The organism is Chryseobacterium sp. WX, assembly GCF_029542485.1.
GTDB lineage: Bacteria > Bacteroidota > Bacteroidia > Flavobacteriales > Weeksellaceae > Chryseobacterium > Chryseobacterium cucumeris.
Genome location: NZ_CP120710.1, coordinates 1,447,556 through 1,470,504, shown reverse-complemented (window position 1 = coordinate 1,470,504; position 22,949 = coordinate 1,447,556). Strand labels below are relative to the sequence as shown.

Annotated in this window: 19 protein-coding genes and 1 tRNA gene; 9 read left to right on the top strand and 11 right to left on the bottom strand. The window is 32.9% G+C overall.

The features are described from left to right. Window positions 1-113 precede the first annotated feature (113 nt). Both PZ898_RS06670 and PZ898_RS06665 read right to left on the bottom strand, forming a co-directional pair. Window positions 114-3,203, bottom strand: coding sequence for an SIR2 family protein (locus PZ898_RS06670; RefSeq protein WP_277695101.1), 3,090 nt, complete (start codon window positions 3,201-3,203; stop codon window positions 114-116). Between the two features lie 505 nt (window positions 3,204-3,708). Next, a complete protein-coding gene (locus PZ898_RS06665) occupies window positions 3,709-5,016 on the bottom strand; it encodes a hypothetical protein (protein ID WP_277695100.1) in 1,308 nt (435 codons plus the stop codon). Window positions 5,017-5,321: 305 nt separating this feature from the next. Between PZ898_RS06665 and PZ898_RS06660 the strand changes: the two genes are divergently transcribed. Together PZ898_RS06660 and PZ898_RS06655 are read left to right on the top strand one after the other, a co-directional pair. Then, window positions 5,322-6,392, top strand: a complete 1,071-nt coding sequence (locus PZ898_RS06660) for an MBL fold metallo-hydrolase (protein ID WP_277695099.1) — start codon at window positions 5,322-5,324, stop codon at window positions 6,390-6,392. A gap of 3 nt (window positions 6,393-6,395) precedes the next feature. Further along, window positions 6,396-10,766: a hypothetical protein gene (locus PZ898_RS06655; RefSeq protein WP_277695098.1), complete on the top strand. Its 4,371-nt coding sequence runs from the start codon at window positions 6,396-6,398 to the stop codon at window positions 10,764-10,766. A gap of 521 nt (window positions 10,767-11,287) precedes the next feature. Here the strand turns inward: PZ898_RS06655 and PZ898_RS06650 are convergent. Further along, the gene (locus PZ898_RS06650; protein WP_277695097.1) at window positions 11,288-11,593 is read right to left on the bottom strand and encodes a hypothetical protein; all 306 of its coding nucleotides are present in this window, start codon (window positions 11,591-11,593) and stop codon (window positions 11,288-11,290) included. Then, window positions 11,580-11,864, bottom strand: coding sequence for a DNA-binding protein (locus PZ898_RS06645; protein WP_277695096.1), 285 nt, complete (start codon window positions 11,862-11,864; stop codon window positions 11,580-11,582). Before PZ898_RS06645 ends, PZ898_RS06650 begins: the two co-directional genes overlap by 14 nt. A gap of 291 nt (window positions 11,865-12,155) precedes the next feature. Between PZ898_RS06645 and PZ898_RS06640 the strand changes: the two genes are divergently transcribed. Then, on the top strand, window positions 12,156-13,115 hold the full coding sequence (locus tag PZ898_RS06640; RefSeq protein ID WP_277695095.1) for a hypothetical protein: 960 nt from the start codon (window positions 12,156-12,158) through the stop codon (window positions 13,113-13,115). 82 nt (window positions 13,116-13,197) lie between these two features. Here PZ898_RS06640 and PZ898_RS06635 read toward each other — a convergent pair whose 3' ends face one another. From PZ898_RS06635 to PZ898_RS06625, 3 genes are all read right to left on the bottom strand, one after another. After that, window positions 13,198-13,401 (bottom strand): hypothetical protein, encoded by a 204-nt coding sequence (locus tag PZ898_RS06635; protein WP_277695094.1) that lies wholly within the window; start codon window positions 13,399-13,401, stop codon window positions 13,198-13,200. A gap of 6 nt (window positions 13,402-13,407) precedes the next feature. Beyond that, entirely contained in the window at window positions 13,408-14,328 is a 921-nt protein-coding gene (locus PZ898_RS06630) for a hypothetical protein (RefSeq protein ID WP_277695093.1), read from the bottom strand. A 78-nt stretch (window positions 14,329-14,406) separates the two neighbouring features. After that, entirely contained in the window at window positions 14,407-15,324 is a 918-nt protein-coding gene (locus PZ898_RS06625) for a putative phage abortive infection protein (protein WP_277695092.1), read from the bottom strand. A gap of 646 nt (window positions 15,325-15,970) precedes the next feature. Here PZ898_RS06625 and PZ898_RS06620 point away from each other — a divergent pair. The 3 genes from PZ898_RS06620 (at window position 15,971) to PZ898_RS06610 (ending at window position 17,869) form a co-directional block, all read left to right on the top strand. After that, window positions 15,971-16,198, top strand: coding sequence for a hypothetical protein (locus tag PZ898_RS06620; protein WP_277695091.1), 228 nt, complete (start codon window positions 15,971-15,973; stop codon window positions 16,196-16,198). A 99-nt stretch (window positions 16,199-16,297) separates the two neighbouring features. Next, window positions 16,298-17,353, top strand: a complete 1,056-nt coding sequence (locus PZ898_RS06615; RefSeq protein ID WP_277695090.1) for a recombinase family protein — start codon at window positions 16,298-16,300, stop codon at window positions 17,351-17,353. Window positions 17,354-17,467: 114 nt separating this feature from the next. Continuing rightward, complete coding sequence (locus PZ898_RS06610) at window positions 17,468-17,869, top strand: hypothetical protein (protein WP_277695089.1); 402 nt, start codon at window positions 17,468-17,470, stop codon at window positions 17,867-17,869. Here PZ898_RS06610 and PZ898_RS06605 read toward each other — a convergent pair. Beyond that, window positions 17,835-17,908: transfer RNA gene (locus tag PZ898_RS06605), tRNA-Arg, on the bottom strand. The genes PZ898_RS06610 and PZ898_RS06605 overlap by 35 nt on opposite strands. Window positions 17,909-17,967: 59 nt before the next feature. Between PZ898_RS06605 and PZ898_RS06600 the strand changes: the two genes are divergently transcribed. The 3 genes from PZ898_RS06600 to PZ898_RS06590 are packed head-to-tail and all read left to right on the top strand — an operon-like array spanning window position 17,968 to window position 21,746. Beyond that, entirely contained in the window at window positions 17,968-19,014 is a 1,047-nt protein-coding gene (locus PZ898_RS06600; protein ID WP_062671734.1) for an ABC transporter substrate-binding protein, read from the top strand. A gap of 43 nt (window positions 19,015-19,057) precedes the next feature. Continuing rightward, entirely contained in the window at window positions 19,058-19,702 is a 645-nt protein-coding gene (gene mtgA, locus PZ898_RS06595; RefSeq protein WP_062671736.1) for a monofunctional biosynthetic peptidoglycan transglycosylase, read from the top strand. A 13-nt stretch (window positions 19,703-19,715) separates the two neighbouring features. Further along, window positions 19,716-21,746, top strand: a complete 2,031-nt coding sequence (locus tag PZ898_RS06590) for a recombinase (protein WP_062671738.1) — start codon at window positions 19,716-19,718, stop codon at window positions 21,744-21,746. Window positions 21,747-21,796: 50 nt separating this feature from the next. On the opposite strand, the gene PZ898_RS06585 is transcribed toward PZ898_RS06590, so the two are convergent. The 3 genes from PZ898_RS06585 to PZ898_RS06575 all read right to left on the bottom strand — a co-directional run bounded on the left by PZ898_RS06585 (window position 21,797) and on the right by PZ898_RS06575 (window position 22,821). After that, window positions 21,797-21,964, bottom strand: a complete 168-nt coding sequence (locus tag PZ898_RS06585; RefSeq protein ID WP_157885754.1) for a hypothetical protein — start codon at window positions 21,962-21,964, stop codon at window positions 21,797-21,799. Between the two features lie 104 nt (window positions 21,965-22,068). After that, the gene (locus tag PZ898_RS06580; RefSeq protein ID WP_062671740.1) at window positions 22,069-22,362 is read right to left on the bottom strand and encodes a hypothetical protein; all 294 of its coding nucleotides are present in this window, start codon (window positions 22,360-22,362) and stop codon (window positions 22,069-22,071) included. Window positions 22,363-22,443: 81 nt separating this feature from the next. Beyond that, on the bottom strand, window positions 22,444-22,821 hold the full coding sequence (locus PZ898_RS06575; RefSeq protein WP_277695088.1) for a four helix bundle protein: 378 nt from the start codon (window positions 22,819-22,821) through the stop codon (window positions 22,444-22,446). Window positions 22,822-22,949: the final 128 nt, after the last annotated feature.

Below are 22,949 nucleotides of genomic sequence, written 5' to 3'. Positions count from 1 at the left end.
CATTAAAAATATAACCATTTTATAGGAATTAGTGACTATTGATTTACAATTATATAGTCACTTTTATATATATAATTGGAACAATTACGTTTAAGATGCAAATTCTTATATTTTTAAATAAATAATCTGTAGTCATAGCTTCGGCCCTCATACCTTGCAAGCAGTTTTCCAATTCGGGCGATCTGATTAGAGGAATCAATCGTTGACGGAAGCTTTGAATATAGGTCTAATGAATTCCAGTTCATTTTTGTAAGACCAAGGATTTCTGTAGCTATCAGGTCAATGTTTGATTCTCCATAATGTTTTGTGATCTTAATAGGAGCAGGAATGCTTCTTCCTCCAAGGTAAAATTTATAATTTTGCTGTTTTACAGAAGGGACAATACCATGTGTCCATAGGAGGGCTGTCTTTTTATTTGTTACAATACAAGTACCTCTTGAAATGGGAAACCTGTCGACCTGAAGATTGTTCTGGTACACACTCATTGCAACAAACTTAGCATCAACATCGTAGTTTATTTCGATCAGATCGATTTTCTTTATTCCAGCCTGATTTAGGCTTGCTCTAATACCATTTATTTCATCCGTTGTGAATCTCGTCCTTTTATGAATTACTACTCTTTCTGGAAGTGTATCGAGGGATTGGTAAAAAAGCTCCCGTATAGAAACTCCAAATTGGAAGGCATCCTTATAAGAAAGGTAAGGGTTGTTCTGTTTGTCCAAAACATAATTATCTATTTTTGAAAGTCTGTACTTCAGTCCCTGGCCATTGGAATCATATATATGGCTGCATCCGATAACGATCTCCTGTTTGTCCTTTATTCTGGAAACGCTATAACCAATTCCTGCATACGCAGTTTTCCTTTCTTGGCTATTTAGAATCCATGGTGTTCTCAGCGATTTGACATAGAAAGATAGTGAAAGCCACCAGTATATTTGGCATTTCAGCTTATCTTCTAATGTATCTTCCCTAATAAGCTGGGTAGATATACCAATAGAAGCTGCAAACGCTTTAATATTGTCGTGGAGATCAAAACTTTCTGTATCATTAATGTAGCTTTCAAAAGGCTGCCATTCCTCAGGAATAAATATTACAACTGAACTTGAACTTTGGATAGCAGATATTTTCTGGATGCGGTCTTTTATCATATGCGCCAGTGCAACCGCATTTTCATGTGTCTGCTTTGAATTGTCACCAACAAAGTTGATGTCCATCCATGATGAACTGTCTTGGGCAGTGGGAATATTTATGGGTATATTGTAGGCTGCAAAAAATCCGGGATAGTCGATGAGATAGTCCGTATTAATTCCTTGGGTTGGGTGTTTGGAATTCAAACCCGAAAGAAAGCTAAAAAAACGCTGGGCGTATTTAGAGCCGCAGATCACCGCTAAATTAATTTCGTTGGAATTTATAATGCCATTAAGATTAACGTCATAAGGACGGTTATTGATAAGGCCGCGCATTGGGTGGAAGTCCCTAAAATCATTGTTAGTGGAGGTGTTTTTAAAGATTAGCTGTGGCTCCAGAAACTGGACTCCGCGAAATTGGGTCTGTTTTCCGTTGTAGTTCTGTGGAGTGTAAGAACGGTATTTATTGTCCAGTACATCAATCTCTCCATACGCTGTATTGGCACTTATTTGGAACTCAAAGCCCGTTCCAGATTTGATGGGATACTCAAATATAAGCTTTTTATGGCCGAATAGGACCCCATTCCAGAAATGCAGTTCGTTATCATATTTATCGTTATACAGCTTTTCCAGGATTCCCTTGCTTACTTGCTGTTTCAAGGTCTTGGGCACTTCTGTAGGAGACTCTAAGTGTATTGTAGGAGCCAACGCTAAATAAGCATATTTTTTATCAAAATAAAGTGAAAGGTACAGGGCGCTATGAACAGATGCATCACCAATCCTGCTTTTGGCATCTTTGAGCCATATTTTGTCCTTAAAGTTGCATCTCACCTCTCTGGTAGCACAAAAGTGCTTTGCAACAGCCATTAACATCAGATTTTTAAAAGCAGTGACATTCGCTATATCGTGGTTAGAAATCTGTTCACGTACAATTTTCGACTGTAGATAAGGTCTAAAAATGGAACTGATTTCACTGAGGGGTCCAAGAGCGAATACTTTGCCCTTAAACGGAACTGCCGATATAGTTGTTTTTTCAGTGAGCTCACGGAGAAAGGCCCACGGTTTGTTTTGTCCGTAATCTATTTGAAACTGAAAAACTTCTTTAGGAAATACGATAGGATGGAGGTTGCTTTTAATGTATTTGTCAGTCTTGCTGAAATCCAGCTTAAAATCAGTGCTCGCCGTTTCTTCCTGATCCGATGCTTCAAGTACTTGTTGAATTTGATCGGATATACTCTTGTTATCCTCAAATATTGTCTTTGATAGATGTATTAAAGTCTTATCAAAGCCATCTGTCGAAATATAGTAGGCTTCTCTGCCCGAGACTCTCGCAAGCCGAATCAGTTCCTCTACCTCTTTATTAATGTTGTCGCCATATCCGCACCAGTAGAGGCGTCCAGTTCCTCTTTTCGAGAAAGCAGATTTAAGGGCATTCATTAACGAGACATCACGTCCACTGTAGCCGGCAACAATAAGATTTTTGTCCGTATGGTAGTTTCCTAAATGTTCTTTAAAAATTTCATCTTGGGAATCTAGTTCTTTATCTGTATTTTTTAATGTCGTATATTTATAGTCGCCGTGCAATGCAATACAAAGCAGTTCTTTTGTGCTTTGATTTCTAAAGATCCGATCCGCATTATCTAGTGTTATTTCGATCGGTGTAAGATTATTTTGATGCCCAGCCCTTACCATAAGACCATCAAAATTGGTTGTCCATACTGATTTAACAATTCCCTGTCCAGCCAAAAAACAGAGTAGTTTATAGCCAATGTAAGGATTCTTACCTTCAATCAGACTTAAAAAATACTTTCTCCTGTCCTCAGCTATAGGATATGCTTTTTCCGCATAATATGAATATTCTTCATTGGTATCAAGATTTGGAAATCCACCGTGGTTATCCAGCCATTTTTGGATGCTCTTGCGGACACCTTCATTCCTGTGATTCTTATAATATTCAGCAGCATTCAGATTCTTTGAAATATAAATGTCTCTTTTCCATTCCCAAATACAATCATATGCGGATTGTATACCTGAACTTATAGAGGCACCCGCACCAAGCAGAAAAGAATGAGGCACATCAATATTTCGTTTTATTGATCGCAGAAATGCATCGTAATCTAAGTATAAATTTTCTTCCATTAATTTTTAAGGTGTAATAATCCAGTGGCAATATGAGGCGGTTTTGCTTTGCACACTATAAGTTATATAAATATACCATAATTCTTCTTTATTAAACAGTATCTGCTTCCATTAATTCTTTTAATATTATCGATAGGATCTGATTTTAACCAACAAAAGTAAATAAGAAAAAATAAGCTGAATTACGGTTTTCCTTATTACGCACATTTAATTTTTTCATAGAGAATGATTAACTTAAATATATATCCGCTATTGCCGGAACAACCTTTATTGAAAAAGGACTAAAATATTAATTTTTAGCAAATTCAATTCTTTGTCATGATTTTAGTGGTAAAAAATAAATTTCCTCAAAAATTTAGATAATTTAAACGGGATTATGAAATCCTATTTTTCAAAGGTTTTACTGTTAATGTTTAAAATAATACATTTCTTTATTTATAGATTAAAGATTGCCTGAATCCCAACCAATTTCGTCTATTTCTTTTGCCCAGTTTTCTAACAAAAATTCTTGAATTTCATCCCTATGGTCAAAATCATGTGAATGCAACCACTCTAGCGGCATCTCTGCATTTAAAGCTAGACCAATTTCTTTTTCTAAATGCTCTATCAATTCTTCTAGTGTTGTTATTTCAAAAGGCATATCGTACTCGCCAGTACCTTCCAGTACGCTATCTTCGAAGTTCCACTCAAGTTGAGACATAGCACCATGCAGAGCTTCTTGAGGGACGTCAACCACTGGATCAAAATACTCGTCTGCGATCTGGCTGATGAAACTTTCTAATTGTTTAAAGGCTGGTATGCGTTGCAAATCTTCCATTTCCTTACCGCTACCTAATTGTTGTTTTAGGGACTCAGATAAATACAAAAATTGTGTATTAATGTATATTGATGATTTTTTCAGCTGTTCTTCAACATTATCTACTAGTGTCCTCAAGTTTTGATTTGTGATCACATCATCATCTAGAATAATGATAAGACCTTTGGTTTTATGTAGATCACCATATATATTTAATAATGAAGGTATTTGTCTCAAATTTACAATTCCTTTCAAAGTTTCAATTCTATATGAAAGGGAGTATTTTTGCCCAATAGGACTTATGAAGTTATTAATGAGCGGAATGTCAGATTGTCCTTCAACAAAAATAAGCAGATCATCGATAGTCCGATTCTTTGTATTTGGGATTGCCATTTCATCTGGTTTTGAAACGTGTGTCGGTTTGGTGATTGAGATTTCTTTTGCTTTCTCCTTTAATTTATATGGTACTTGAAGGCTGCCTGTATCTCCAGCTTCTCTCAGCTTAAATTTTAAGACCTTTAGAAATGAGACTTGTCCATTAAATATTAAGGCCATATCATTTTTGTCAAATAAAAGAATGTTAAGTGCCTTTCCGAACTTTAAAGCATCTTCAACCTCCTCGCTATACCCGTTCATTGCTATAAAAATTCCGCTTGTTGTGTGAAATTTCCCATCCAGTTTTCCTTTAAAAGAATATATACTAGATGCAGGTACTGGCGCTGTGACCCACTTTGCTTCTAATAAATAGGTGTGGCCTTTCCAATAGAACGAGCCATCTATCTGTTCGCCTTCAGGTTTATACCCTGAGCGAGGTTTAAGTTTCTCCAATTTTAAAACCGAATATATTAGCTTTTCAAGCTCAAATCCTCGTTGTTGAGCATTGTATTTAATTCCCAAATCAAGTTCCTGAAATTTCAATTTTATTTGGTCTCTTGTTAATACTTCTGTGCGCATCGTAGATTATAATATAAGGTGTTTTACAGGTCAAAATTAATTTGTAACGTTTAAATTTAATGATTATAATGAAGCTCTTAATATTTTTTTAACTATTCTTAATTCCGAATACTTTTTTAGAGAAATATTATTTTAGAAACTACTAAGTTTAAAATAATATTGCTTATGGTTACAAGGGCTGGAACTTTCGAGCTATATTTAAAGTTATCTAAAAACTTATTCATTTGGATGACTATTCATGAATTAGTAAGTAAATATTAATATTGGAAAGATATTTTGTAATTTGAGAAAAAATCTATTGGGTAATGAAAAGTATTATTAAGGTGTTTCCTGTCAATTGTGGAGATGCAATTCGTATTATTCAAAAAAGTGGAAATGGTAAAACTGTAGGAAATATCCTTATTGATTCTGGATATATAAACACCTATAAAGTACTTAAAGATGGAATAAGAGATATTCTTGAAAGTAAATCAATGATTGACCTTTGGATTTTGACACACCTAGATGCAGATCATATTAATGGGGCAATTCAGTTTTTAACAGATCACGAAAATATTGAGCTCGTACCAAAAATTAAGGAATTATGGTTTAATTTTTTTGAATCCTTCAGCATTAAAAATAAAGACGGATATGTAAGTTTTGGAAAAGGAATTAAGTTAAAGAAACAGTTGAAGAAATTATGTATTCCATTTAATAATGAAATTATTGCAGGTCATAAAAAAATCAAAATAAATAATGCTCAAATAACTATCCTTTCGCCTGACCGTAAAACATATAAAGAACTTATAAAACAGTGGGAAGATGAAGAAATAAAGTATGACATGATACATAATAGTACTTATGCTGCTACGGGAAAGGACTATGATAAAATGAAGATTAAGGCGCTCGCAGAATTAAAGGATTTTAAGATATCCACAAAATCCAAAGATTTAGCGAATCGAAGTTCTATAGCATTTATCTACGAAGTAGGTCGAGACAAAGTTCTTTTTCTTGGTGATGCCTTACCACATATAATAATAGAAGCATTGAAGTCCCTGGGCTATTCAAAAAAGAAGAGATTAAAAATAAAATATCTTAAACTTGCCCATCATGGGAGTAGGGCAAATTTTAATAAAGGGTTAATGGATTACATTGATTGTGACGAATTCATAATTTCTGCGAACGGTAATAACGTGCATGGAATACCGGATAAGGAGGTGCTTTCTAAGATCATCTTACATGCAAACAGAGATTTTAAAAAAACAATAAAGTTCCATTTTAATCATGCAGATGAACGGTTTTTAAAAATGTTTGAAGTTGATGATAAGGAAAGAGAAAAATATAATTTTATTTCTCTTTTTCCTAAAAAAGGGAAAGTATTAAAATTGAAATTTTAACCTATGAAAATCAAAGAGAGATTTAAAAAAAATACCGTACGTACAAGCTGTAAAGGCATTTTAGGTAGCGCAACAATTTTTAAATTGGATGAGAAAGCAGAATCGGTATTTGTTGTAACTGCCAAACATAATATCCTCGGAACAAGGTTTAATAACAAGGCAACCTATAAAAATGTAAAAATTGAAAAATTTGTTGGCGAGCAGAGAGTGTTTAAATACAAACTCACAAAAAATGATAAAATTGTGCATTTAGATAATGATGTAACAGTCATTGAAATCTTTTGTAAAGATGATTTATTTAAAGATGTGGACGTTGTAAGAATTTCTCAAGCTGATGAATTTACAACAAAATGCTATTTTTGTGGTTATCCGAGATTTGAGAATAATCGCAAAGCAAAAACATATTCAACCTCATTAGATTCTTTAAATTCAGTAAGTCTATTGTATGAGTTTAAAGTTGAAAATAACTTTTTGAAATATTATGATGGACTAGAGGTCCCGGCCGTGGTAATGGGCTTCTCAGGAAGCGGTATATATGCTCATAGTGAAAATGATTTATATTTATTAGGCATAATCAGTGAATTTCAGCGAAGTGGAGAATTTGTTTGTCATCCAGTACATGATTTTTTTAAAGAAAAAGTAAAAATATATGATTTTCATGAAGAATCACTATTACCTCAAAAATCATTATTGAGAGTACTTGAAAAATCACTGCAACAGTTAAAGCCCAGATACTCAGAAAGTAATTTTGATTTACCAATTGAGAAAACATTTGATTCTTTTGTTGGAAATTCAGAGCGTCAGAAGTTTTTAGCTGATTATTTTAAGCATATTTTCAGGCCTAATAATATTTTAAGTGATAATAATAATGCGACTGTAAAAAAAATAATAAAAAACACGGGCCACCTTGTTCTCTCTACTAAGGACGGAAATCTAACCGTAAAGGATAAGATCGATCAAATCATACCTGAAATTAATGAAATTGCCTCTATTTGTAACGACCATAGCCTTAATTGTAGAAATCCTCAGATTTTAGAAAAGTTGGAACTTTCGATTAATTCCGCACTACAATCACTTATTGAGTTTAATGAAAGTTTAGAGAAGTTATCTTCCATCACTGATTTAACAAGATTTATTAGTGCAACTGTTCAAGCATTAAATATGATCAAAATTTCGATTCCAAACTTTGCATTTAATCAAAATAAAATCATGATGATTAAAAGTAAAGCTGGGAATGGCAAATCGCAACTTTTAGGACATATAGCAAAGAAATGGAGTAGCAATAATGTTCCCTGTATTTTGATTCTAGGTCAAAGTTTCTCTGAGCATGGATCTCCTTGGCTGCAGATACAAAAACATATGACAGGCAAGGATAGTACCCTGGAAGAATTTTTATCACTTTTAAACAAAAAAGGAGTTATAGCTAATCACCCTTTTGTAATTTTTATTGATGCGATTAATGAGGGAAAAGGAATTCCTTTATGGAACGAGTTTTACACGTCATTTATAGAAGAGTTGGAACATTACCCAATGATAAAAATTGTTTTAAGTTATAGGACAACATATGAAGATGCACTTTTCGATGGTATTGAAATTAATTCTGAAATAAAAATTGAGCATAAGGGATTTAAAGGAATGGAAGAACAGGCCGTTAAGTTCTTTTTTGAGGAAGCTAATTTACCAGTTCCAAAACTTCCTAAATATTCAGATAATTTTAGTAATCCCTTATTTCTCAAACTCTTTGTAATTTATTGTAAAAAGTATGAAGGACGTTTAAATCGGAATGAGTTATTGGGAATTTCAAATATTTTCAACAATTTTTTTAAGTACATAAATTTTACTCTTGGAAAAAAACATACATATGAAAGTGAAAAGCTTGATCTTGTTGGTCTCTGTATAGATAGTTTTGTTTATGAATTAGCAAAAAGCCAAAAGGGCTACATAAATTATATGGACTCATACCTGCTAATTGAGAAGACCGTGAGTATTTTTTTGAATGACTCAGGATTCCTTAAAAGTTTAATTTCTGAGGATTTATTCAATGAAACTATTTATTGGAATAGTGGTAACTATGAATACGGAATTGTATTTTCATATCAAAAGATCGGAGATTTCCTTTTGGCCAGGCACTTGATTCAGGGAAAAAGTTTAAATCAAGTAAAAAACTTGAAGACAAAAAATAATCAACTATTAAAATATTTAGAAGATACTACTTACGCTCAGGAGAATTTAGGGATATTGGAATCAATTTGTGTCCAGTTGCCTGAACTATTCAAAACAGAGATCTTTGATATTTGGCCAGATTACATTAGTAGTAAAAATCTTGAAACAGCCTTTTTGTCCTCCTTAAGTGACAGATCTAATTCGGGTATCAATGAAAGGACAATACATCATTTAAAACGAATTCTAAACGAAAGGAGTGTACGAGGTTACGAAATTTGGGAAAACGTATTTTCATTTTTATTCGAACCTGGTAATTCATTAAATGCTGATTTTTTACATAGTTTTCTATTTAGTTTAGAACTTAATGAGAGGGATACAAATTGGACATTGTATATAAATCAATATGATAGGCTTGAGGATGGCAGTTATATCTCAATGGTTTTACTCAAAGGTTTATCATTAATACCTCACAAAGAAAGTGAAAAGGAACTAATGTTTTCTGCTGCAAAAGTCATAACTTGGTTCTTAAGTAGTTCTAATCGAAATTTAAGAGATGATGCATCGAAAATTTTGATTTTGCTAATGGCAAATAACCTACATTGTCTTTTGCCATTAATAAAAGAGTTTGAAGATGTCAATGACCCATATATTAAACAAAGGCTATATGCTGTTGCCTTCGGCAGTGCGATAAAAAATGATAATAGAGATTTACTCAATGAACTTTCTCTGCATCTGTACCATTCAATATTTAAGCAGACTGAAGTTGTTGCAGACATTTTGTTAAGAGATTATGCAAGATTAACAATCGAATACTATCAATTTAAATTCAATGATCTAGAGATAGATTTTAAAGCCATTAGGCCCCCATACAATAGCAGAAAGATTGGGAGATTTCCAACTAATAATGTTATTGATAATTATCCAAAGAAACTAGGCTATAAAGAAGATTCATATGCGGGAATTCACGAGTTGTTGAGTTCAATGGTAACCGAATATGGAAGGCCTGGAAATATGTATGGTGACTTTGGTAGGTACACCTTCGGAAGTGCGTTTAAAAATTGGGCTAATGTTGATGATAACAAATTGAGTAATCTGGCAATAAAATTAATCGTTGAAAAATATGGTTACAACAAAATTTTAAGTGATCTCGACGCTGGTCAAAACTCTTATTCTAGGAAGGCTCCAAAAATCGAAAGAATTGGAAAAAAATATCAATGGATAGCATTTCATGAATTATTATCGATTGTTTCAGATCACTATACATTTTCCAATAGATATGGTATCAAAAACCATAATTTAAGTTATGAAGGACCTTGGCTTCCGCATGTTAGAGATTTTGATCCAACTGATGTTTCATTTTTTACTGAGGAAAACGACCGAAAATTATTAAATGGTTATGAATATAAGTTCGAAGAAGAATATACTGATTGGTTAACTTCCAAAAGTTCGATTCCTGATCCTAGGAAAATCATAACTTATAAAGATAAAGAAGGAGAAGATTGGCTTATACTGGAAATGTCTTATACTTGGACTGATGGTCAGGACAGGTCAAATTCTCAGAAAACACTTTGGTACCAAATTAGGAGCTACATCACTAAAGAAACTGAGCATCAGAAAATTCTTGAATGGTCAAAAAGTCAGAATTTTATGGGGCGTTGGATGCCCGAATGCGCTAATAGAACGGAACAATACTTAGGAGAGTTTTTCTGGTCTCCTTCATGTAAGACCTTCAGAAATTCCTACTATAGTGGTAATTTTTGGGAAGATTTACGTGGGGAAAGCGGAGGAGCGTCCATCGGAGAAGTGTCGGTAACTGCACTTGAGTATATATGGGAAAAAGATATAGAAAGAAGTAAAGCGTTTAAGGTACCGAATGAATATTTGTTTAAAATTTTGGAACTGCAACCTACTACTGGACAAGCTACTTTTAAGGACTCTGAAGGTCAAATCATAGCCTTTGATCCATCATACAACGATTCGAAGATTTCCTGCTTAGTAGTAAATAAGAAAAAACTTTTAAATAAACTGAGAGAGAATGGACTGAATATCTTTTGGACAGTATTAGGAGAAAAACAGTTACAAGAGCGGGGTGAAAATAAAAAATTGAAATATTTTCCAAATACTGATATATCAATGGTATTGTATTTTCAGAAAAATAAATTGAAGAAGAGTGAAAACATAGATGTAAATTTTAATAATGCTCCTATTTAGCGAATTGTAACTGAGCAGTGCTTTTACCTAAGTAGTCAAGATTACTTTTTGTATTCCAGTTATCGATAGATCTAACTATTCGAAATAATTTAAGGTGGTGGAATCTACGCATATTCGAACTATCCTATTCAAAACAGTATAAATGCTTCGTCCTAAGCATATTAAAATTACTGCCATTATTCTGCATTTAAAAAATCACACAATGGACTGGCTCTGATCTTCTTTTCAATAAATTGGTAATGTGCTAATTCTAGTCGTTTTTTATGAATCAATGCTATGTTGTGATATTGTTCTTAAACTAAATATTTCGAATTATCCGAAGAAAATAAGCAGTAGAAATAAGCATTTAGATAAAAACCACTTTGTTTTTAGATTCAATCATGTTGTGTCTGTAAAAAGGACATAATTTGCCTCCGCATATAAGAGAGTAGATATTTAAAACTGGCTACATTTAGAATTTGGACCTGTGCCAGGTGCCTCGAACCAATTTTTTACTGATACTGATAAGATTTTAAATGTACTTAATAAATAATTTTGTAATTTAAAAAGACAATTTTACTTTGGTAGCCTGGATGATAAGACGGTGTATATTTTATGTATCCAAAATCTTGAAGTTCCTTAAAATACTTATGATATGTAGGAGCTGTTTTGATATGTGATTGAAACATCAATTTGCTCCTACTAACAAATATAACTTCTTTATCATTTTGGATATAAGCAATTTTAATAATTGCAACGAGCAATACAATATGCCATACAGCTAGCCTTTCATCTGCTGTGATTTGAATTAAATAATTAAGCCAATTAATTGTATTATCTTTTTTCATTTTCAAATAATTTTTTTAAATCATCTAAATTATAATAGTATGACCCTAAAATCTTTTTAAATTTTATCTTTCCAGTTACTCTTAGATTTTGGAGCGTAGCAGGCGAAATATTCATAAATGTACGTACAGCCTTACTTCTTATCCATTCCGGATTTGTTTCTACAGATGCTGACTCAAATTTCATTTTTTCATTTATAATTCTTTCGATGTCAAGCAATAATTGGATTCTAAATTCCTGTAAATCTTCTTTTGTTATTAATGAAACTTCCATTTTTTTTGTATTTGCATCAAATATATGATGATTGTGTTTATTTGTTGATTAATAATTGTTTAAGCATGATTTTGTTGTTAACATAGTTTAATATATAATGCTAAGTGATTTGTAAAACGATTTATGCAGTTAATTAAGAAATCTAAGGAAAAGCTAGGAAACCTATTACCCTAGATAAAGAATTTAAAAGTAGGTGGGATAAATTAGCTAAAGTTTTAAAAGATATGAGTTTTCACATATCTATTTTTTAACTGAATATAATTATTTGTTTAACCCTATTATTTATCAACTATGATTGTTAAGTATTATTTAAATTTGGACAGTGATAATAATCTGTTTTGTCAGATTATTGATGAAAATATTAAGGAAAGCATTAATATGAAATATAATGTTGATCCTAAAACATGGAATTACAATAACCAAAAAATAAGTGGTAACGACCTTCATTTTTTTACCTTAAAAAATTTTGAGTCATATCTTTTTAATAGGTATTATGATTTACAAAAGTTAGGTAAAGAAAAGATTTTAGAATCCTTAAAAGCAGAGGCTTTGTGTTTATTAAAAGACTCAGGAATTGTTGATATCTCCAAGAATGTTTTTAATTTCTACGCAGATAAATTCAGTTTAAATAGATATGATAAGTATATACAAGCATTTGAAAAGTTTACAGGATTACGGCAGAAAGATTATAAAGTTGAAATTATAGATTATATACTACATTTTCATACTAATAACGAAATTTATGAAATGGATACTTATGCTGGAAAATCCTTAATGCTTAAGGAAATTGTTCAAAACAAAAGATATTTTGATATAGTGGAACTGACTGAGGCTGATATATGGAGCGAGATCTATGATGAAAATATTGGTAAGCATAAATTCCTTTCTAAGATGTCTAATGAATTTGAGATTTGTCTTAATGATAATTTTAGGAGAACGGGAATATTCATTGGGCCAAATGAGAGTCTTGAGAACAGGAAGAATGAAATTCGAAAAATGTTCCAAAAGTTTATTGATCAATCTAAAAGAAATACTAATTGGATTGATTTAGCTTGGAATATCAATGAAGAGATCCTTTATCCTTTAGCAGTTATTACCATGGTAAGTATATTTGATTTACAAGTTTGTTGTCTAGAATATTGTGAATTGAATTTCTATGATCAGAATGAAGAATGGAAGAGTATTTGTTTCGATGACGATCTTGAAAATGATGACAATGATCAGGTGTTTTATATCAGAATATTCAAATAAATCACTTTTTAAATAATTCATTGAAATACCTTAAACAAAGGGAATATGATGTTTTTAGAAAACCTCCGGAGGTTCGAATCCCTCACTCTCCGCTGGTAGGAGATGTAAAACTTTCAAAACCGCTTAAACCACTGGCGTTTTGCACTAATTTTGCTTTGTTAGGTATTTCTGCTAATGTTTTATCCAAGGTTAATAATGATTCATCAGAAGCTTGATCACCTCCGGTAATCTTAAGTTTGTCTTTAACATTCATTGCTAAGGTTTCTTCTTCAATTTGTTCTTTCACAAAACTCTATTCCCAATCATCAGGGGTTGGAACTGGTTTATACTCTCTGTAATTTCGATATTCCTTAACTTCATTTTTTATGCGTAGTTCTTTCTCTTCACCTCTTGTGTTGAACATTGTTTTCCATTCAAAATTATGCATTACACCATCTATACAATTTTCGGATAAAAAACGAATACTAGGAATTAATTGTGATTGCCCTTCAGTGGTTTTGGAATTCCAATTAAACTTAGTGGAACAACGTAATTTATTTGCAAGGATCAATCTATTTTTAGTATGTTCTACTTTTTCTCTAAAGCTTATACGACTCAGATCTGACTGATTTTTATATTCAAGTTCCGGAGCCATATACCATTTAAACTCGTCATATGTAATGAAATTAATGGTATTATCAAAAGGTTGGAATAGTTTAGCTATCTTATTAAACATCTCGTCATTTTGATGAAAAAGTTCATGGGGCAGATCTTGGTTGATCAGGACTCTACATCCTTTAGATATGCTTTCTAATTTTGCGGCTTGAGTTACCGCATCACCAAGAATAAACCTCCCTAATTTATGGAATTGATTTGTTTCGATAATTTCACCATACGCTAATCCTCCTCGGCATAAAATTCCGTTATTTACTGCATGGTGCATAAATTTAGAACAAAACACTACAACATCTTCAATCTTTTTGGACCATACAAAAGCACAGTCAGACAATTGTGTGATTTTGAGGCTTGTATTTTCATCCCCCAGAGAAGACAGTAAGTCTCGGAATTTAGCCAGAATTGCGGCTCCGAGGAACTGATTTGAAAATTTTGTTGGATCATCAAGCCATGGTGTAAAATCATTTTCATCCAATTCGATTTTACTGTTGGTAAGTGCAGAGATTCCCAAAATATCTACAAAAAACACTGCGCCCTTGTAATTTTCAAGTAATTCCATTATAAAAATATTTCATTTAAAAGGTTAAAAGTCATTGAGTTCAGAATGTAATTCTTACTTATTTTAATTTGTTAATGTTTAATTATCATCGTCTTCATAATTCATTTTAAAATAATCGTTAGGTTCATAATCTTCACAGTAATTTCTAGGAATATTTTTGATGATATTGTATTTGATGATGTATTTATTTTTTATCCATTTTTTTCCAAATCTGGATAAGATATTGAAAAAGAGGATATACAATTCAGGATTAGATAACTGTGCTCGATAAATCTTTATGAGATCTTCTTTTTCTTTTTGGTTTAGAAATTTTGAGCTGTCAACTAGTTTTATGGCATTATACATATTCCTAAAATATGTACTTAAGTGTGTTTGATTTGTTCTTCCGCATTTTAAATCAGGATTAAGATCGATTTTCGTTTGTATTTTAGCTGCTAATTCAAGATGTATAGGTGCATATCTGCTTAGTTTATCCTGAATAAAAGAAATCCAAGAGCCTTCGATGCCGTAGAAAAAAATCATATAGACTATATCAGCAACTTCTTCTTCTGTAAATTCATAATTATTTTCGGTAATTACTTCCCTTACGATTGGGAAGAGCCTATGGATTTGAATTTTAAACTGAACAAAAGCTCTTCTACCTTCATAGAAATCATCTGTTCGTGTTCTATCAAGATTTGATACTTTTAGCTGATTGACATTTTGATTATGATAATCAATCATCCTAAAGAAATTTGTTTCCAGAGTAGATTTCTGAGCCTCTCTATTTTGATGTAGAATGGTGTAAATAAGAAGTAAAACACTCATTATACTAAATATTGTCCCAATAAATCCACCAAAAAAATCACCAAATTTAGAGGCTAATTCCGGATCTATAATTTTTGAATCATTGAATTGATAGGATGTATTAAAAATGATTATAAAAAATGATATAATTCCAATGGTTCCAAAAAGAGCTGAAAGTAAAATGAATATTACTTTAATAAACTTGTTCATAATAGCGTTAAATGGTTATTAGCAGCATTATTCAAGCATTAAATTTGATTTATCTAGGTCAAACAGATAGGATGTGCTTGAAATGGCTGTTTAACAAAACTAAGAATTTTTTGTCATTATAAAAGGGGGAATATAGGAAATTCCTCCCTTGCAGACTGTTTCTTATCAATATGTCTTTTGGATATCCATGTTAAAAACTTAGTAGAAAAAAGGAGAATTTTGGTGGAAAATAAATATCAATTACAGAGTGATAATAAGTTAATTTTTGATTGATTGTTACTATGTTTTTTACATTTCGTTGCATGGCAGAGTGGTATCTTTTTTAGAAAATTACTTCTAAAAAACATCTATGATGTACAAATGTTTCTTCAAAATTTTATGCTGAATCAATGTCTAGAAAAAAGTGAATTTGATTAGGCATGATTTTATTATATTATTGGAAATTAAATTGTAATTTGTTTTATTTTAATCATTTATATCAAGTGGTTGGAATATCTAACACTCCGTTACAGATTTTTTTAATCCTTTTAACCCTCTTTTTTATCTTAAATAGGAAACTATAGGTCAAATTACCCATTTGCACAAGATTCGACATCCATTTTATTTTCAGCTGAATATATTCATTTCTGCTTTTAGAGTATATAAGATGGCTGCTAACAAAAGGAAAAAATCTTTAAAAAATCATACAGGGAACTGCACAGAGAAATTTGAGCTGGAACCTATTATGAAATTTGAAGAATTGACATTGGAGCAGTCAGAGAAAATATTGATAGATTCGGGTTTTGATTTAACTGTCGAAGAGGTAACTGAGCTAATGCAGTTTCTGAACATTATAGCAAAAATAACTTTGAAAGAGGTTTTCTCTGCTAAATAAATCTTTTTTGTATTTTAGTCCTCTAAAATACTTTAATAATCAATTTGTTACAGTATCGTGTGATTTTATATTGATTTCCAATTTTAAATTTTTTCCATTATGACTATTGCTGATTTGTATATACGGGTTTCCACAGATGAACATGCGGATAAAGGGTATTCACAAAGAGATCAAGAGGAGAGGCTGCGCAGTCATTGCTTTCGCGCAGGATTAATAATTGGTAAGGTGATTTTTGAAGATCATTCAGCAAAGTCTTTTGAACGTCCTGAATGGAAAAAATATATGCTTGAATTTAGCAGGAGGAAAGCAGAGAAAGAAGGGCGGTTGCTGCTTTTTACAAAATGGGACAGATTTAGTAGAAATACAAGCGACGCATATCAGATGATCGGTCATCTTAAAAAGAAAAATATCACTCCTCAGGCCATTGAGCAATCTTTGGATTTGAGCATCCCTGAAAATAAGGTGTTGTTAGCAATTTATTTATCTACACCTGAAGTTGAAAACGATCGAAGAGCCCTGAATGTAACAAATGGTATGAGGAGAGCTATAAAGGAAGGTAGAATGATGGGAATTGCTCCTTATGGCTATATTAATAAATGCACAGAAGATGGAAGAAAATACGTCGCAATAAAGGAGCCGGAAGCTTCTAATATAATATGGGCATTTAAACAAGTGGCCAAAGGTCATTTACCTACAGCTATAGTGCGTGTTGAAATGAACAAACGTGATGGGAGGAATATTTCTTTAAATGCTTTTATGGAAGCCTTAAAGAATGTAGCTTATTGTGGGAAGTTATTATTACGTGCTAATGGAAAAGAAGAGGAGAAAATAATGGAGGGAAAACACGAGCCGCTAATATCAGAAGAGCTCTTTATGAAGGTTCAGAATGTTTTACGACGAAAAGGGACCAAGGAACTGAGGTTGCCAGGAGGAAAAGCAATTAATGATGAAAGATACCCTTTGCGAGGAATTTTGCTCTGTCCTAAATGCGGAAACAATCTTACTGCGAGCGGTTCAAAAGGAAGAAAAAAGCATTACTACTATTATCATTGCAGTTCTGCCTGTGGATTTAGACATAATTCTGATTTAGTTAATGAACTATTTGAAAATGAACTTTCAAAATACGAGTTTCAGCCTGGTATTAGAAAAATTTAAAATACTATAATTCTACATAATTTTAAAAGTGTTTCATCTACGGTAAAAGATGAAAAATCTACTATTACAAATAGAATCAACGCTCTTAATGAAAGAATCTCAAAGGCAAGAGATATGTTTTTATCTGATAAAATCGATGAGGATGATTTTAGAGACATTAAGAATAGGTATAAGGGGGAACTGGATGAATTAAAAGAAAAGTTAAGTTTGATTAAGAAAAGTCCAGAGAGTGAAATTGAAACAAAACTTTCTTTGGCATTAGATGCTGTAACAAATGTAGCAGATCGCTACAGAAATGCGAGCCTCATTGATAAGCGTGCGATTGTTGGTTCGATATTTCCTGAAAAGTTAACTTTTGACGGAACTAGTTTTCGAACCGCTAAAATGAATGGTTTTGCTAAAAGTATTTTCTTGATTAAGAAGGAATTAGGTGGGAAAAAAAGAGGGGACCAAAATTTAAAAAATTTTAATCCCCGTCTTGTGACCTCGACAGGATTCAAACCTGTAACCTTCTGAGCCGTAATCAGATGCGCTATTCAGTTGCGCCACGAGGCCGTTTGTTATCTTGTTGTTTAACGGTTGCAAATATACCACTTTTTTCCGTTCTTTGAAACATGAAAAAGAAAATTTTACTTTTATTTACGGTATTTTCGCTAATTGCCTGTAAAAGAGAATCAAAAATTTCGTCCTCAGATTGGACAAATATCTCAAATCGTACCCAATACAAGGAACAGGACGGAAACCTGGAGTTGAAATCGGGGAATTTTACTTATAATTTTAAGCAGAATCAAACTCCTTTCAAGAAAATAATCCTACTGAATGCAAGTATGGCAGGGTATATTTCAGAGCTTGGAGCAGAAAATGTAATCATAGGAGTTTCCAGTCCGGAGTATATTTTTTCAGATAAAATTCAAAATCTGATTAAAGAAGGAAAAATCCAGAATGTAGGGAGCGAACAGAAATATGATGTGGAAAAGATCATCGCTATGAAACCGGATGCTATTTTTACCAATCATATCGCAAGTTTTGACAATGCGTATGAGCTTTTAAAGAATAACGGCATTCAGGTAATATTTCTGGATGAATACATGGAGCAGAAACCTTTGGAAAAAACGGCTTATATCAAACTTTTCGGAGAGCTTTTAGGAAAAGAAAAAGAGGCAGAAGCTAAATATCAGGAAGTGGAGAAAAACTATAGTGATCTGAAACAGCTTGCGTCAAAAGCAAAAGAAAAACCTGTGGTGCTTGCTAATGAAATGTATGGAGACGTTTGGTATCTTCCGGGAGGAAATACTTCTGTGGCTCATTATATTTCGGATGCCAATGCGAATTATATCATGAAGGATAATAAAGATGAAAAAGCTTTGACAATGAGCTTTGAGGAAGTATATGCGAAAGCAGGAGGCGTTCAGTACTGGGTAAATGCAGGAAGCCATACTTCGAAAAAAGAAATGCTGGGTATGAATCCTTTCTATGGAAAGCTGGATGTATTCAATAAAGGAAAGATCTATACCATTGCAGGAAAAGAAAAACTGAAAGCGAATGATTTCTTTGAAAGCGGTGTGGTGAGAGCAGATTTGATTCTTAAAGATTATATAAAGATCTTTCATCCTGAACTTTTACCTAATTATCACCTTACTTACATGAAAGAATTGCAGTAACTCATACTATTTGCTTATTTTTGCCTTTCCTTTTTATCAAGTTATGTGGAAAAAAATTAAACAGCTTATCTTCATCATTCTTATTTTGAATGTAGTTTTTATCATCTGGGGTAGATTCTTTAATCCACCCATTACTCTTACCCAGATAGGAGGACTTTTTGAATATGGAAAACTGCACAGGGATTATATTTCCTATGACGAAATGGGAAATAATGTGAAAAAAGCCGTAATTGCTTCTGAAGATCAGAAGTTCTTTGATCACGACGGCTTCGATTATACAGCAATCGAAAAAGCCATGAAATATAATGAGAAAGGCAAAAAAATAAGAGGAGGAAGTACTATTTCCCAGCAAACAGCGAAGAATGTGTTTCTTTGGCAGGGCAGAAGCTGGGTAAGAAAAGGACTGGAAGCGGTGTATACTTTCATCATCGAAAAAGTTTGGACAAAAGATATTATCCTTGAAAGATACCTGAATTCCATAGAAATGGGGCAAGGTGTATTTGGAGTAGAAGCCGCTGCTCAATATTATTTTGGAAAATCATCCAAAGACTTAAGTACCTCAGATGCAGCCTGGATTGCTGCTGTATTGCCTAATCCAAAAAAGTATGATCCTAAAAATCCATCACCCTATTTAAGGAAGAAACATAATTGGATCATGAGACAGATGAGGAATGTGACTTTGAAATAGTATCTTTGTACTAATGAAATTCTTTAATTCCAGCACAAATTTTGAGTCAGTTCTTAAAAAATATTTTTCTTTTAAGAACGAAACTCTTTCTTTAGAACCTTTTGCAGAGTTTTTAGAGACGATAAAAGAGGCCGACTTTACAGATGTGCTCAATTTTTTCAGAAGCAATCCTAATTTTGCTGAGAACTTTAAATATTATATCCACAATATTTTTAGAGGAAGACCTTTCAACCTTTCACTGACGGAAGCGAATATTCTTTCAGAAAATGCCTTCTTTCCGGAGCTTAAAAAAAGAATACTGAACAAGGTTCTGCCACCCGTTGAAAACGAAAATACGGTATGGTACATGATCGATAACGTCAGTATGAGACCGAAAAAGGATTTAAAATATCTGCATAATCTTCCTGAAAACGAGATCAATGAATTTTTAAATATGATGGGAGCTGCGGATTTTATTATCCGCCCTAACGTTAAAAAAGAACTTATTTTCTCTATGAACATCCTTTCCTGGAGGGTAACAGGAATGGCGATGGAAGTGGAAGTGGTGAGAATGGCCCCTCAATACAGAAATCTGGATAATCCGTTTCTTGCCCTTCAGAATGAGCTGGAAACATTGGCCGATGATTTGGTTAAAGATCCTGAATTACAACTGCATTCAAAAGACAGCAGATATAAGCAGATCAAAATCTACGCAGAACAATGCCAGGAGTTTGTGAATATTGCTTTTAAAAATTCTGCCAAATATGGTATTTCCGGGAAGATTAATCAATCTCTGTTAAAAATCCGTCAACAAACTGAAAGAATATATGAAATCGTTCAGTTATTGGTTATTGATACAGATGAAGATGTTCAGATAAAATCCAAGCAGTTGATTTTTAATATTCTGAATTATAAATCTCACAAAAATAATATTTCAGATCTTATCAACGACAGCACGAGGTTGATCTCACACCTTATTACCAATCACACTGCAGAAACCGGCACGCATTATATAACTTCTACCCGGAAGGAATATATGACCATGTTCTACAAAGCGAGTGGTGGTGGTATTATCGTAGGAGCCCTTTGTGTTCTGAAAATGCTTTATGGATACATCCCGGGAAGTGATTTTTCACATGCATTTCTGTATTCCATGAACTATGCGATGGGATTTGTGATGATTTATCTGATGGGTTTTACACTTGCTACAAAGCAGCCGGCTATGACTGCTGCAACGATGACAAAAGTATTATCTGAAGAAGGAAATGCTCAAAGAAATAATACGGAATTTGCCCATTTGGTATCTAAGTTGTTTAGAAGCCAGTTCATTGCCTTTGTAGGGAATGTATTGCTTGCCTTTCCGGTAGCGCTTGCCATTATTTACGGATTGGATGTGTTTTTCTCACAAAATCTTGCTGTAGAGCGCTCTGACAAACTGTTAAAAGACCTTGATCCTTTTAAATCAAAAGCTATTCTGCACGCCAGCATTGCCGGATTCTATCTTTTTATTTCCGGGATTATTTCTGGAAATATCGGGAACAATTCTGTGTTTTATCAGATACCGGAGAGAATTGCCAAAAACCTTTCCATCAGAAGCTTTTTTGGAAAGAAATTTGCGAAAGGACTTTCAAAATATTATGCTAAAAACTGGCCGGGAATCATTTCCAATTTCTGGTTTGGGGTTTTCCTTGGAGCAACTGCTCCGGTCGGAATGTTTTTCGGACTGGATCTGGATATCAGACACATTACTTTTGCAGCCGGAAACTTTGCTTTAGGGTTATATGGAAAAGATTTCTCTGTAGATTCCTATACATTCTGGATGTCTTTTGTAACGGTATTCCTGATTGGTTTCTTCAACTTTCTGGTAAGTTTCAGTTTATCGATGTTCCTGGCATTTAGGTCAAGAAAAATGAATTTCGGACAGGTAAGTGAGATCTATAAAGAGATTTTCAGATACTTTACGAAACATCCGCTGAAATTCTTCCTGCCGCTTAGCTCTGGTCTGGACAAGAAAGCAGACGATTTGATGAGCAGTACCATTTCTAATAAATCAGAAGAACATTAATATCATAAAAAATGCTACCCTCGGGTAGCATTTTTCTATTGTTATAGCTATTAAAGACAAATAGGAAGTAATGGGCATTTTGTCGGCAATGTTGTCCAATAAGCACATTCGTTTTCGTTAGCGCAGCTTACAGCACAGCAGATCTGTCCAACGCCTCCTCCCTGTATTGTTTTTAAAGTTTTTCTTGTCAGTTTTTTTGATGCAATTGATTTTTTCATGGTAAAAATATTAATTAATGTGCATTAAAAATACATATAAAATTGCATAGAATAAAATAATTTTAACGTTGGTGAATTATTTAAAATGAATTTGCGTTCTACTCCTATAATATCTGAAGATCATTAAATTTCTCTGCCCCAAATTTGTCCTGAAACTTTTTGAGATAAAAGCTTTTTCGCATTTTAAAATCATGTTTCAGCAAAGGAGAATCAATTTTAATTATGATACATTCGTTTTCAATATTCACACTTTTGATTTCATTGAAAAGACTTTCATCAAGATATTCTTCAAGGAAATCTTTAATGTCAAAAGCAACTAGTTTGTGTTCAAAACCATAAATTCTGGCAAAAGATTTTACCAGTTCAGAGGATTGATATTCACGTTTTTTCTTCTTCATAGTTGGGTTTCGGGTTTCGGGTTTCGGGATGCGTGATTCGGGGTTTCGGGTTGCGTGGTTTTGGCTTGGGGATTTATTTTTTTACTGTAGATTATTTTTATTCCAATTTTCTATGACCAATTTTTTATAAATGTTGATTTTTCCGCCTAATGTGTTGTATTCATTTCTTAATGTCTCAAATTCTAAGAAAAAATTAGGATATAATATCATGATTTTTTCCAGATGGTTGATTGTTTCATCATTACTCGCATGGCTGTAAATCAGGAAGCGAATGTAGTCATTCCTATAAGTTGATCTACCATAACCTTCAGCAATATTTGTAATGACTGAGTCTGAAGACCTTCTTAACTGACTGCCTAATTCAAACAGTTCATATTTAGGCAGAAGCAGGGAGGCTTTATGGGTTTTTAAAAATAAGTCGAAAGCTATTTTATAAATATCCAGATTTCTATAACTCATATCATTCATGTTTTAGGATCTTAAGTTAAGACAAAAAACGGTTTGATGATAAAGAATATTAGTCTTTTACTTCATATCTACATCCACACTTATTTACCTGCATTTAATACCTCATAACTCGCATCCCG

Bases quoted from the DNA above. Each gene is read 5' to 3' on its own strand.
- PZ898_RS06665 (WP_277695100.1), bottom strand. From the start codon at position 5,016: ATGCGCACAGAAGTATTAACAAGAGACCAAATAAAATTGAAATTTCAG.
- PZ898_RS06660 (WP_277695099.1), top strand. From the start codon at position 5,322: ATGAAAAGTATTATTAAGGTGTTTCCTGTCAATTGTGGAGATGCAATT.
- PZ898_RS06655 (WP_277695098.1), top strand. From the start codon at position 6,396: ATGAAAATCAAAGAGAGATTTAAAAAAAATACCGTACGTACAAGCTGT.
- PZ898_RS06650 (WP_277695097.1), bottom strand. From the start codon at position 11,593: ATGAAAAAAGATAATACAATTAATTGGCTTAATTATTTAATTCAAATC.
- PZ898_RS06645 (WP_277695096.1), bottom strand. From the start codon at position 11,864: ATGGAAGTTTCATTAATAACAAAAGAAGATTTACAGGAATTTAGAATC.
- PZ898_RS06640 (WP_277695095.1), top strand. From the start codon at position 12,156: ATGATTGTTAAGTATTATTTAAATTTGGACAGTGATAATAATCTGTTT.
- PZ898_RS06630 (WP_277695093.1), bottom strand. From the start codon at position 14,328: ATGGAATTACTTGAAAATTACAAGGGCGCAGTGTTTTTTGTAGATATT.
- PZ898_RS06625 (WP_277695092.1), bottom strand. From the start codon at position 15,324: ATGAACAAGTTTATTAAAGTAATATTCATTTTACTTTCAGCTCTTTTT.
- PZ898_RS06620 (WP_277695091.1), top strand. From the start codon at position 15,971: ATGGCTGCTAACAAAAGGAAAAAATCTTTAAAAAATCATACAGGGAAC.
- PZ898_RS06615 (WP_277695090.1), top strand. From the start codon at position 16,298: ATGACTATTGCTGATTTGTATATACGGGTTTCCACAGATGAACATGCG.
- PZ898_RS06610 (WP_277695089.1), top strand. From the start codon at position 17,468: ATGTTTTTATCTGATAAAATCGATGAGGATGATTTTAGAGACATTAAG.
- PZ898_RS06600 (WP_062671734.1), top strand. From the start codon at position 17,968: ATGAAAAAGAAAATTTTACTTTTATTTACGGTATTTTCGCTAATTGCC.
- mtgA (WP_062671736.1), top strand. From the start codon at position 19,058: ATGTGGAAAAAAATTAAACAGCTTATCTTCATCATTCTTATTTTGAAT.
- PZ898_RS06590 (WP_062671738.1), top strand. From the start codon at position 19,716: ATGAAATTCTTTAATTCCAGCACAAATTTTGAGTCAGTTCTTAAAAAA.
- PZ898_RS06585 (WP_157885754.1), bottom strand. From the start codon at position 21,964: ATGAAAAAATCAATTGCATCAAAAAAACTGACAAGAAAAACTTTAAAA.
- PZ898_RS06580 (WP_062671740.1), bottom strand. From the start codon at position 22,362: ATGAAGAAGAAAAAACGTGAATATCAATCCTCTGAACTGGTAAAATCT.
- PZ898_RS06575 (WP_277695088.1), bottom strand. From the start codon at position 22,821: ATGAGTTATAGAAATCTGGATATTTATAAAATAGCTTTCGACTTATTT.